The organism is Yersinia sp. 2545 StPb PI, assembly GCF_052217125.1.
GTDB classification, from domain to species: domain Bacteria; phylum Pseudomonadota; class Gammaproteobacteria; order Enterobacterales; family Enterobacteriaceae; genus Yersinia; species Yersinia enterocolitica_E.
Genome location: NZ_JAZGPY010000001.1, coordinates 975,673 through 987,773 on the forward strand (window position 1 = coordinate 975,673; position 12,101 = coordinate 987,773).

Genomic DNA, 12,101 nt, shown 5'->3' on the forward strand with positions numbered 1-12,101 from the left:
GTACCCCTTTTTTTATGCTTATTTTGCCCAATATCCTTCTGTTGTCTATGGCGTGAGTTTGGGCATCGCCTTCTTCAATGGTATGCTTGGCCGCCGTTGGACCAGCCCGGCGAATGGCTGTTTTTTGGTTGAGAGCATAATCATGAGTATAGAAAATCAGGTGCGTCAGAACTTACGGGATATTGAGCTTGCCATGCGAGCAATTGATCTTTGGCAAGTTGTTCCACCGCCAGCGGCAGCCTTCGAAAGTAATGAGCCTTTCAGTATCGATACCATGGATGCCGAGCAGTGGTTGCAATGGGTACTGATTCCCCGAATGTATGCATTGCTGGAATCGAATAACCCACTTCCGACACGTTTCGCCATTACGCCATACTTTGAAGAGGCATTAAGTGGTGATAGTCGGCCAGATTGCACCATACTGCTGGCACAATTACAGTGTCTCGATGATCTGTTGAATAAAGAAAGTAACTAATGCTGGAAATAATTTACCAAGATGAATATATAGTTGCGGTGAATAAACCCGCCGGTTGGCTGGTTCACCGTAGTTGGTTGGACAGTAATGAAACCGTATTTGTGATGCAAACGGTGCGCGACCAGATTGGCCAGCATGTTTATACCGTCCACCGTCTGGATCGCCCAACATCAGGTGTGCTGCTGATGGCGTTATCCAGTGATGTTGCCCGTGCTCTTTCGGCGCAGTTTGAACAGCACCAGATTCAGAAAATATACCATGCGGTGGTTCGTGGCTATGTGCTGGAAGGTGGTACGGTTGATTACGCGATGAGCGAAGAACTGGATAAAATCGCGGATAAACATTCCAAACAAGATAAAGCACCACAACCGTCAGTTACCCACTATCAGCCTTTGGCTCAAGTGGAAGTTCCTGTTGCTATTGGGCGCTATGACACATCACGCTTCAGTTTATTGGAGCTGAAACCGGAAACAGGGCGTAAGCATCAGTTACGGCGACATATGGCACATATACGCCACCCAATTATTGGTGATAGTGCCCACGGTGATTTGCGTCAGAATAGAGGCATTGCCCAACACTTTGATTGCTCACGGCTCATGTTGCACGCTAGCCATTTACAATTGAATCATCCAGTTACTGGTGAGGTGCTTTCGCTTACGGCGCGTTGGGATGAATCCTGGCAAGGCTTGATGTCACACTTTGGCTGGTTGGGTATTACCCCTCATCTTGAAAGGGTTGAGTTTCCGGCGACCGAAGGTCAGGATAGTGAATAATTTTTTCTGGTTAAAAGGGAATATCTTTTATGGCTCAGGTCGGGATTTTTGTCGGCACTGTCTACGGTAATGCGTTGTTAGTGGCGGAAGAAGCTGAAAACATACTGAAAGAGCAGGGGCATGAGGTAACACTGTTTGAAGAGGGGACTTTAGAAGCCTGGCAGTATTATCGTCAACATTATGCACTGGTTATCACATCTACTACCGGACAAGGCGACTTCCCTGACAGCATAGCAGCACTGTTCGTCGCTGTTCGTGATCAGGTAGGGTTTCAGCCAGAGCTACGTTATGGCGTCATTGCACTAGGTGACAGCAGTTATGATAATTTCTGCGGCGCAGGGCGAGCATTTGATGAACTGCTGCAAGAGCAAGGGGCGACCCGGATTGGTGAACGACTGGATATTGACGCGATGGAACACCCTGAGCCAGAAGTGGTTTCAGCGTTGTGGGTAGAAAAATGGGGCCGCTTGCTTAAGTAACATAGCTTCTGCTCAATGACGTATTGTGGCGTGCAGTGTGCTGCCACAATACGTGTTCAGCTAGATTTAGCGGCCGTTGGTCAGCTTTTCTAAATCTGATTCAATTTCTGAAATCTTATTGGCGACAACGCTTTCTAAATGGCGTAAGTCATCCAGGATTTTGCGTTTCAAATCCACTTCAATCTGATCGCGCTTACACAGTTGATCCAACTCATCAATGACGTAACGGAGATTAGGATTGATTTCATTGATTTCTTTGTAACCATGTCCAGCGTTATCCGCCACTACAGTTTTGCGTTGGCGTGGATATTTGAATTTCACACTCTTAGCAAAAAACTCGCCTTTATCTTTGCGGAAATAAATTTTCAGAATGTCGTTATTGGCCTCCTGACGCAGGCTATAGCGATCGACATCTTCTGGTTGTGTGATTCCTAAGCTTTTCAGATTGTCATACATAGCGCCACCTTTTTGATTTTATATTCCACAGTTTATGATTATGACGGTAAATTTCGCCAAAGTATGTGATTGCAGGCGATAACTTCACAAAGCAAAAAAATAGCGGGTGATTAGCCCGCTATATTCATCTTAGTCGATGGTGCGTAATAACTCATTAATACCGACTTTTCCACGGGTTTTCGCGTCAACTTTCTTCACGATAACTGCACAGTACAGGCTGTAGCTACCGTCTTTCGAGGGCAGGTTACCGGAAACGACAACAGACCCGGCCGGAACGCGGCCATAGTGAATTTCACCAGTTTCACGATCGTAAATACGGGTGCTTTGCCCAATAAATACGCCCATAGAGATAACGGAACCTTCTTCGACGATAACCCCTTCAACCACTTCTGAACGCGCACCGACAAAGCAGTTATCTTCAATGATGGTTGGGTTGGCTTGCAGTGGCTCAAGCACGCCACCAATGCCGACACCACCGGACAAGTGCACATTCTTACCAATTTGCGCGCAAGAACCGACAGTTGCCCAGGTATCGACCATGGTGCCTTCATCAACGAAAGCGCCAATATTCACATAAGAAGGCATCAGTACGGTATTACGAGCGATAAATGCGCCTTTACGTACGGTTGCTGGTGGTACGACACGGAAGCCTTCACGTTGGAACCGCGCTTCATCGTAACCGGCGAATTTCATTGGTACTTTGTCGTAGTAACGCGTTTCTGCGCCTTCCATGACCTGATTATCATTGATACGGAAAGACAGCAGTACCGCTTTCTTCAGCCATTGATGGGTAACCCACTGGCCGTCAATCTTTTCTGCCACCCGTAGTGCACCGGTATCAAGCAGATCAATCACGTGGTTAATCGCTTCGCGGGTTACGGTATCAACGTTGGCCGGCGTGATATCTGCACGGCGTTCGAAGGCGGTTTCAATAACGTTCTGTAGTTGCTGCATCCTGTTCCCTTCAAAATGGGTTGTAAGAAAAATTAATGACTAAAAAGTTATTTGTATCACAGTTTATCGTTCGGATTGAGGGTATCTGTCAACCGTTGTGCTAATTCGCGGCGGGTTTCAATACTTAAAGCGCGGCGATCTTTGTCTGCTAATACAAATAAATCCTCCACCCGCTCGCCAATAGTTGTGATACGTGCGCTATGCAGCGATAACCCTAAATCTGCAAATATCCCACCTACCCGAGCCAGTAAGCCCGGCTGGTCCAGTGCAATTAGCTCCAGATAAGTACGGCGCTCGTTATGGGTTGGCAAGAAATTGGTTTCAGTCGGTACACTGAAATGCCGTAATTTAGGTGATAACCGCCTGACGCGCGGATGTTGATAATTCGGCTGGGTCATCGCTTGTTCTAAGGCATGACTAATGATGGGATGTCTATCTTGAGCCAGTGGGCTGCCATCTGGCTCCAATACGATAAAGGTATCCATCGCCATACCATCGCGGTTGGTGAAAATCTGTGCATCATGAACACTCAGATTGCGGCGATCCAGCTCACCGACCACCGCAGCAAACAGTGATGGGCGGTCAGGGCTCCAGATGAATATTTCGGTTCCCCCCCGTGTTGCCTGACGGCTAACTAACACCAGTGGCTTGGTTGAGTCATGCTCTAATAAGTGGCGGGCATGCCAGGCTAATTGATTGGGTGAATGACGCAGGAAATAATCAGCCCGGCAGCGGCTCCAGATGCGGTGCAATGCTTCTTCATCGATATTATCCATCCGCAGCAGCGCCAGAGCTTGTAGCCGGTGGTGACGGACACGTTCGCGCAAATCCGGGCTGTTTTGCATACCACGGCGTAACTGTTTTTCTGTAGCGAAATAAAGTTCGCGTAACAGGCTCTGTTTCCAGCTATTCCACAAATTTTCATTGGTGGCGCAAATATCAGCCACCGTCAGACTGACTAAATAGCGCAAGCGAGTTTCGCTTTGTACTTCGGCGGAGAATTGCTGAATAACCGCAGGGTCCTGAATATCCCGACGCTGAGCTGTCACTGACATCAAGAGATGGCAACGAACTAACCAAGCCACAAGTTGAGCTTCGCGCGAGTTAAGGCCGTGCTGCTCGGCAAATTCCAATACGTCGTGAGCGCCCAGTATTGAATGGTCGCCCCCACGCCCTTTGGCAATATCGTGGAACAGCGCTGCTAGCAACAATAATTCAGGTTGAGGCAGGCGTGGGTAAAGCTCGACGCAGAGAGGATGGCGTGGCCGGGTTTTTTCATCGGCAAAGCTTTCGAGTTTAAGTAACACGCGGATAGTGTGCTCATCTACGGTGTAGGCGTGAAACAGGTCAAACTGCATCTGGCCAACGATACTGCCCCATTGTGGCATATAGGCCCACAGCACGCTGTGGCGATGCATCGGTAATAATGCTTGGGAAACCGCACCTGGGTGGCGCAAAATGGCCATGAATAGCTTGCGGGCTTCAGGAATGTTACATAAAGGCTGTTTCAGATGCCGCCGGGCATGGCGTAAGCGGCGTACTGTGGTGGAATATATGCCTTTGATATCCTGATTGCGCACCATCAGATAGAACATGCGCATAATAGCTTCAGGCTGCTGGATAAATAAGTTCTCATCACGCAGATCTATCAAATCCCCGCGTAACTGAAATTCATCATCCAGTGGACGTGGTTTTTCATTGGTACCCAGCGCCAATATGGCTTCGTCAAACAGTTGTAGCAGCATGTTGTTCAGTTCGCTGACCCGGCGCGTCATACGATAAAAATCTTTCATCATCCGTTCGACCGGTTCATTGCCTTCGCCCTGATATTGCAAAAGCTGAGCCACACTCAGTTGGCGGTCAAACAGCAGGCGGTTATCGTAGCGAGTTAATACCAAATGCAGCGCGAAACGGATGCGCCACAGAAAACTCTGGCTTTCAATCAGCTCATTGCGCTCAGCTTTGGTCAGAAAACCGAAATCAACCATCTCACTTAAGGATGTGGCACCAAAATGGCGGCGGGCTACCCATTGTAGGGTGTGGATATCCCGTAACCCACCAGGGCTACTTTTAATATCAGGCTCTAGGTTATAACTGGTGCCATGGTAGCGTTTATGCCGTTCTTGTTGTTCGGTGATTTTGGCATGGAAAAATTGCGGAGAGGGCCAGAAATTGTCGCTGAAAATGTGCTTCTGCATCTGTAAAAACAGAGCTACATCACCGCAAATCAAGCGTGACTCAATCATATTGGTGGCGACAGTGAGGTCGGCTAACCCCTCGAGCAAACACTCTTCCAGTGTGCGCACGCTGTGGCCGACTTCCAGTTTCAGGTCCCATAGCAAAGTGATCAACTGGCCGACGCGTTGCGCATCTTCATCGCTTAGACGCTGCCTGCTGAGAACCAATACATCAATATCTGATAAGGGGTGTAGTTCACCACGGCCATAGCCGCCCACAGCAACCAGCGCGGTTTCAGCCACATCATCAAAGCCATAGAAGGTCCACAGCCGCCGTAACAGGCGGTCAATGTAATCACTGCGCGCAGCAATTAATATCTCGGCACTGATTCCGCCATTGAATGCTTCCGCCTGCCAAAGTTGGAAAGTCTCAAGCCGCTGCTTGAGAATCGGGCAATTAAGGTCACTATCGAGATAAGTGCTCGGTGGTGCGGGCTGCTCAGGAATGACCTTCGGTACCGCAGGGGATACAGAGTGCTCGGTGTGATTGTCAGACATATGTTTACCCGATAAATGCGACCTGATAAAAAGACGCAGCCCATAAAAAAGCCGGCGGCTGCCGGCTTGTCATTATTACTCGTGCGTTATGATGTTGGGGATGGTGTCATCCTTTCGCAACGTCATTATTTCGCAGCCGTTATCGGTTACCACAATAGTATGCTCATACTGTGCCGACAAGCTGCGATCTTTAGTTTTTACCGTCCAGCCATCTTTCATGGTACGAATTCGGTAATCCCCTGCGTTGACCATAGGCTCAATGGTGAAAGCCATACCCGTTTGCAGGATTACGCCACCGTCGTCTGCATCGTAGTGCAGCACTTGTGGCTCTTCATGGAAACCTTCGCCAATACCGTGGCCACAATATTCACGCACCACAGAAAAGTTCTCTGCTTCCACAAATTTTTGGATCTCTTTACCCAGAGTGCGCAGGCGGATACCCGGTTTGACCATTTTGATTGCCAGGTACAGGCTCTCTTGAGTGACGCGGCACAGGCGCTCACCTAGAATGGTCGGTTTGCCGACGATAAACATTTTTGATGTATCGCCATGGAAACCGTCTTTAATAACAGTCACGTCGATATTGACGATGTCACCGTCTTTCAACACTTTCTCATCACTTGGAATGCCGTGACAAATAACTTCATTAATGGAAATACAAACCGATTTAGGAAAGCCGTGGTAACCCAGACAAGCAGAGATAGCCTGCTGATGGTTGGTGATATGATCGTGGCAGATACGATCGAGTTCACCAGTGGTTACCCCCGGTTTTACGTGAGGTTCAATGATCTCCAGCACTTCAGCAGCCAGGCGGCCAGCAACGCGCATTTTTTGAATATCTTCAGGTGTTTTTATTGAGATTGCCATGCAAAAGTGTCCGTAGGGGCTGTGAATACCAACCAGCCGCCGTAATATGAATAAGCAGGTAATAAATATCATATACCCTAAATAACCTGTCGCTAATGGTACCAGCCCTGCAATTAGCTGCCAAACTTTCGTTTGCAGTGACGACACTAAATGCAACAAAAGTTGGTGTGTTGCGGCTGTTTATGGTATAAAGCGCGCCGGCAAACCGCACTATTATGTTGTCGTTTCAGGTCCGATTTCAGGGCATGTCCTGATGGCAGGTAGCTGTTTAGCTGAGTAATACCAATCGCACTCATATGTGTAAATAACACACACGTGTCGACACATACGCCGGGGTGCCCTAAAGTTTTTGATGATTATCAATTTCTTATGGGGTCGGCGTTATGGGGCACGTGGAGGCATAACCCCAACTGATACTATAGAGGTTTTAATCATGGCAACTGTTTCCATGCGCGACATGCTCCAGGCCGGTGTTCACTTCGGTCACCAGACCCGTTACTGGAACCCGAAAATGAAGCCTTTCATCTTCGGCGCACGTAACAAAGTTCACATCATCAACCTGGAAAAGACCGTACCAATGTTCAACGAAGCTCTGGCTGAATTGAAAAAGATCTCTTCCCGTAAAGGTAAGATCTTGTTCGTTGGTACTAAACGCGCAGCAAGCGAAGCGGTAAAAGACGCTGCCAACAACTGCGACCAGTTCTTCGTGAACCATCGCTGGTTGGGCGGGATGCTGACTAACTGGAAAACTGTTCGTCAGTCCATCAAACGTTTGAAAGATTTGGAAATCCAGTCTCAAGACGGCACCTTTGACAAGCTGACCAAAAAAGAAGCGCTGATGCGTACTCGTGAACTGAACAAGCTGGAAAACAGCCTGGGCGGTATCAAAGACATGGGCGGTTTACCAGACGCTCTGTTTGTTGTTGATGCTGATCACGAACACATCGCTATCAAAGAAGCTAACAACCTGGGTATCCCGGTATTCTCTATCGTTGATACTAACTCCGATCCAGATGGCGTTGACTTCATCATCCCAGGTAACGATGACGCGATCCGTGCAGTTAAACTGTACCTGAACGCCGTTGCTACTGCCGTCACTGAAGGTCGTTCTCAAGATCTGGCCGTTCAAGCGGAAGAAAGCTTCGTAGAAGCTGAATAATAAGTCAGGCTCGTTGGAGCCCTTATTAACCAGGTATTGAAATATGTTGGTTAGGGGGCCTTTATAGGCCCCCTTTGCGTATCTAATGTGAGATCTTGTTTTCACAAGAGAACCGAGGAAATTTAAATGGTTGCTATTACCGCTGCTTTGGTAAAAGAACTGCGTGAGCGTACTGCCGCAGGCATGATGGAATGTAAAAAGGCGTTGGTTGAAGCTAACGGCGACATCGAGCTTGCCATCGACAATATGCGTAAATCTGGTCAGGCTAAAGCTGCTAAGAAAGCAGGCCGTATCGCTGCTGAAGGCATCATCCTGGCTCAACTTTCAGCCGACGGTAAGTTCGGTGTGATTCTGGAACTGAACTGCGAAACTGACTTTGTTGCTAAAGATGCTGGCTTCAAAGCATTTGGCGAAGAAGTTATCAACGCAGCTCTGGCTGACAAAATCACTAATATCGACGTTCTGAAAGCTAAGTTTGAAGAGCAACGCGCCAATCTGGTAGCTAAAATCGGCGAGAACATCAATATTCGTCGTATTGCTGCTCTGGAAGGCGATGTTCTGGGTACTTATCTGCACGGCGCTCGTATCGGCGTTATGGTTGCAGCAACTGGCGCTGATGAAGAGCTGGTTAAGCACATTGCTATGCACATTGCTGCAAGCAAACCAGAATATGTTAAGCCAGACGATGTTCCTGCTGAAGTTGTTGCTCGCGAGCACCAAATCCAGTTGGACATTGCTATCGAATCCGGCAAACCACGTGAAATTGCTGAGAAGATGGTTGAAGGCCGTATGCGTAAGTTCACCGGCGAAGTTTCTCTGACTGGTCAGAACTTCGTTATGGACCCAAGCAAAACCGTTGGTGATTTGTTGAAAGAGAACAAAGCTGACGTAACAAACTTCATCCGCTTCGAAGTGGGCGAAGGCATTGAGAAAGTTGAGACTGACTTTGCTGCTGAAGTTGCAGCAATGAGCAAACAGTCTTAATGCTAAAAATGGGGCCGCCAATCGGCGGTTCCATTTTATCCACTCGATACCCGTCATACTTCAAATTACAGGTGCGTTGACTGCTTTCGTTCACTTCAGTCACTTACTTATGTAAGCTTCTGAGGATTCGCTCAGTTGTCGTCTTCCTGCAACTCGAATTATTTAGGGTATAAGCTTAGTCCTGTCAGCTTTCAGCGCACGGTATTGCTTTGAACATTTGACGGTCAAGTTCCCAATATTTATTACTGCTGCTTAGGACAGAACACCATGGCAACCAATGCAAAACCCGTATATCAGCGTATCCTGCTTAAGCTTAGCGGCGAAGCCCTGCAAGGCGCGGAAGGTTTTGGTATCGACGCAAGCGTTTTGGATCGCATGGCTCAAGAAGTTAAAGAGCTGGTCGAATTGGGCATTCAGGTCGGTGTGGTCATTGGCGGTGGTAACCTATTCCGCGGTGCCGGTTTGGCACAGGCTGGGATGAACCGCGTAGTGGGCGACCACATGGGAATGCTGGCTACCGTAATGAACGGCCTGGCAATGCGAGATGCACTGCACCGTGCCTATGTGAACGCCCGCCTGATGTCTGCTATTCCACTTAATGGTGTGTGTGATAATTACAGTTGGGCTGAAGCTATCAGCTTGCTGCGTCATAACCGTGTGGTGATTTTTGCCGCAGGTACAGGTAACCCTTTCTTCACCACCGATTCCGCGGCCTGTCTGCGTGGTATCGAGATCGAAGCTGATGTGGTGCTGAAAGCGACGAAAGTTGATGGAGTTTACTCCGCAGATCCGGTTAAAAACCCTGACGCAACACTGTTTGAGCAGCTAACCTATCAGGATGTTCTGGAGCGCGAGCTAAAAGTTATGGATCTGGCGGCCTTCACTTTGGCCCGTGATCATAACTTGCCAATTCGTGTTTTCAATATGAACAAACCTGGCGCTCTGCGTCGCGTGGTGATGGGTGAGAATGAAGGGACGTTGATCACTAAAGAAGTGACAGCGATCGCTAAATAAGCGGCAGCCTGTATTGTCAGGGGCATGCGGCTTTCAGATATGCCCCCAATGCCTGCAACTGTTGGTTTGTATATTCACCGGCTATACTCATGCTATGGCCTGCCAAGTAACCAGTTTCCAAGGGTTCACAACGTGATTAACGAAATTAGAAAAGATACTGAAGTGCGTATGGAAAAATGCTTTGAAGCTTTCCAAAACCATATCAGTAAGATCCGTACCGGTCGTGCTTCTCCAAGTATTCTTGATGGCATTCAGGTTGAGTATTATGGCACTGCTACGCCATTGCGCCAGTTGGCTAACATTGTGGTTGAAGACTCCCGTACTCTGGCATTGACCGTGTTTGACCGCAGCCTTAGCGCCGCGGTTGAGAAAGCGATCATGACCTCCGATTTAGGGCTGAATCCTTCTTCCGCGGGTACCGTTATTCGTGTTCCACTGCCAGCATTGACAGAAGAGCGCCGTAAAGACTTGATCAAAGTTGTTCGTGCAGAAGCAGAGCAGGGCCGTGTATCGATTCGTAACGTGCGCCGTGATGCTAACGAAAAAGTGAAAGCTTTGCTGAAAGATAAAGAGATCAGTGAAGATGAAGACCGCCGTTCTCAGGATGATATCCAAAAACTGACCGATGCTTTTATCAAGAAAGTTGATACTGCATTAGCGGCTAAAGAAGCTGAGTTGATGGATTTCTAATTCTGACTGACAAAAAACAGAGCGTCGCTTAGGTGGCGCTTTGTTTTTAGCAGGATCACTATTTTGCCGATTCACTAGGTTAGTAGAGTCATGCGATATCGGCAGTAATACGCTATAAAATTGGGCCGAGGATCTTTATTAGACCACCTGTTATTCGGGTCGGTTGCGCTCTCGCCTATCATAAAAACAGTTATTCAGAGCACTCTCATGAAGCAACTGACTATTCTTGGTTCTACTGGCTCCATCGGTAACAGCACTTTGGGTGTTGTCCGCGCTAATCCCGAATTATTCAACGTTACTGCACTTGTGGCTGGTCGCAATGTCGAGCAGATGGCAATGCAATGCCTCGAGTTTTCTCCTCGCTATGCCGCGATGTCAGATGAAATATCGGCCAAAGCGTTGCGCCAGTTATTGGCTGAGCACGGTTCGAAAACCGAAGTTTTTCATGGTGAAAAAGCGGCCGGTGAACTGGCTGCGTTAGACGATATTGATCAAGTGATGGCGGCAATTGTCGGTGTGGCAGGGCTGTCTTCAACGCTGGCGGCTATTCGTGCAGGTAAACAGGTATTACTGGCTAACAAAGAGTCACTGATTACCTGCGGCAAGCTTTTCATGGATGAAGTGAAACACAGCCATGCACAACTGCTGCCAATCGACAGCGAACATAATGCGATTTTTCAGAGTTTACCTGAGAAAATTCAGCGTAAACTAGGCTACTCTTCACTAAGTGAGAATGGCGTCTCGCGCATTATTTTAACTGGCTCGGGTGGCCCACTACGTGAAATACCTTTATCGCAATTTGCCGATGTCACACCAGATCAGGCTTGTGCTCATCCAAACTGGTCTATGGGGCGCAAAATTTCAGTCGACTCTGCGACTATGATGAATAAAGGGCTTGAATATATCGAGGCCCGTTGGTTATTTAATGCCAGCGCAGAGCAGGTAGAGGTTATTTTACATCCTCAATCTGTCATTCACTCGATGGTGCGTTATCACGATGGTAGTGTACTGGCCCAGATGGGGACCCCAGACATGCGTACCCCGATTGCACATGCGATGGCGTACCCTATGCGAGTAAGTTCAGGTGTCGAACCACTGGATTTCTGCAAGATACATGAATTGACTTTTGCTGAACCGGATTATCAACGTTATCCATGCCTGAAGCTGGCTATTGATGCTTCTAATGCAGGCCAGGCAGCAACGACGGCACTGAATGCCGCGAACGAAATATCCGTTATGGCATTTTTAGCTTCACGCATTCGTTTCACTGATATTGCAGCCATCAACCTTAGGGTTGTGGAACAGTTATCATTGGCTGAACCCACTAGTGTGGATGAGGTGCTGATCATTGATCGTCAAGCCCGTGATACGGCAGCTCAAGCAATAGAAAAATTGAATCATTAAGTTGTATTGGCTGTTTTGGGAATTTGTTAGGGCAAGGCTGAGATGGTATAGTCTGCACCGTCAATAGATAGATAGACTGTTGATTAGTGGCCCAATAGGTATTTAAACCGT

The 12,101-nt window shown here is 48.1% G+C and carries 12 protein-coding genes; 8 read left to right on the top strand and 4 right to left on the bottom strand.

Features of this window, described 5'->3' with window-relative positions; all coding sequences use genetic code 11:
- The first annotated feature begins 142 nt into the window (after window positions 1-142).
- The 3 genes from V1955_RS04235 to V1955_RS04245 are packed head-to-tail and all read left to right on the top strand — an operon-like array spanning window position 143 to window position 1,727.
- Complete coding sequence (locus V1955_RS04235) at window positions 143-475, top strand: YqcC family protein (protein ID WP_083164106.1); 333 nt, start codon at window positions 143-145, stop codon at window positions 473-475.
- Window positions 475-1,248 carry a tRNA pseudouridine(65) synthase TruC gene (gene truC / locus V1955_RS04240; RefSeq protein ID WP_372569538.1) on the top strand — a complete coding sequence of 258 codons (774 nt, stop codon included), beginning with the start codon at window positions 475-477 and terminating at the stop codon, window positions 1,246-1,248. Before V1955_RS04235 ends, truC begins: the two co-directional genes overlap by 1 nt.
- 29 nt (window positions 1,249-1,277) lie before the next feature.
- Entirely contained in the window at window positions 1,278-1,727 is a 450-nt protein-coding gene (locus tag V1955_RS04245; RefSeq protein ID WP_083162913.1) for a flavodoxin, read from the top strand.
- 66 nt (window positions 1,728-1,793) lie between these two features.
- Here V1955_RS04245 and V1955_RS04250 read toward each other — a convergent pair whose 3' ends face one another.
- From V1955_RS04250 to map, 4 genes are all read right to left on the bottom strand, one after another.
- Window positions 1,794-2,183, bottom strand: a complete 390-nt coding sequence (locus tag V1955_RS04250; RefSeq protein ID WP_004706707.1) for a DUF3461 family protein — start codon at window positions 2,181-2,183, stop codon at window positions 1,794-1,796.
- Window positions 2,184-2,312: 129 nt separating this feature from the next.
- The gene (dapD, locus tag V1955_RS04255; RefSeq protein WP_004391708.1) at window positions 2,313-3,137 is read right to left on the bottom strand and encodes a 2,3,4,5-tetrahydropyridine-2,6-dicarboxylate N-succinyltransferase; all 825 of its coding nucleotides are present in this window, start codon (window positions 3,135-3,137) and stop codon (window positions 2,313-2,315) included.
- Window positions 3,138-3,193: 56 nt separating this feature from the next.
- Window positions 3,194-5,872 carry a bifunctional uridylyltransferase/uridylyl-removing protein GlnD gene (glnD, locus tag V1955_RS04260; RefSeq protein WP_442820576.1) on the bottom strand — a complete coding sequence of 893 codons (2,679 nt, stop codon included), beginning with the start codon at window positions 5,870-5,872 and terminating at the stop codon, window positions 3,194-3,196.
- Between the two features lie 75 nt (window positions 5,873-5,947).
- Window positions 5,948-6,739 carry a type I methionyl aminopeptidase gene (map, locus tag V1955_RS04265; RefSeq protein WP_083162917.1) on the bottom strand — a complete coding sequence of 264 codons (792 nt, stop codon included), beginning with the start codon at window positions 6,737-6,739 and terminating at the stop codon, window positions 5,948-5,950.
- A gap of 433 nt (window positions 6,740-7,172) precedes the next feature.
- Between map and rpsB the strand changes: the two genes are divergently transcribed.
- The 5 genes from rpsB (at window position 7,173) to ispC (ending at window position 11,990) form a co-directional block, all read left to right on the top strand.
- On the top strand, window positions 7,173-7,898 hold the full coding sequence (rpsB, locus tag V1955_RS04270; protein ID WP_083164108.1) for a 30S ribosomal protein S2: 726 nt from the start codon (window positions 7,173-7,175) through the stop codon (window positions 7,896-7,898).
- 126 nt (window positions 7,899-8,024) lie between these two features.
- Entirely contained in the window at window positions 8,025-8,882 is an 858-nt protein-coding gene (tsf, locus tag V1955_RS04275; RefSeq protein ID WP_005185754.1) for a translation elongation factor Ts, read from the top strand.
- A gap of 267 nt (window positions 8,883-9,149) precedes the next feature.
- The gene (gene pyrH / locus V1955_RS04280; RefSeq protein WP_083162919.1) at window positions 9,150-9,896 is read left to right on the top strand and encodes a UMP kinase; all 747 of its coding nucleotides are present in this window, start codon (window positions 9,150-9,152) and stop codon (window positions 9,894-9,896) included.
- A gap of 132 nt (window positions 9,897-10,028) precedes the next feature.
- A complete protein-coding gene (gene frr, locus V1955_RS04285) occupies window positions 10,029-10,586 on the top strand; it encodes a ribosome recycling factor (RefSeq protein WP_083162921.1) in 558 nt (185 codons plus the stop codon).
- Between the two features lie 207 nt (window positions 10,587-10,793).
- On the top strand, window positions 10,794-11,990 hold the full coding sequence (ispC, locus tag V1955_RS04290) for a 1-deoxy-D-xylulose-5-phosphate reductoisomerase (RefSeq protein WP_372569535.1): 1,197 nt from the start codon (window positions 10,794-10,796) through the stop codon (window positions 11,988-11,990).
- The last annotated feature ends 111 nt before the right edge of the window (window positions 11,991-12,101 follow it).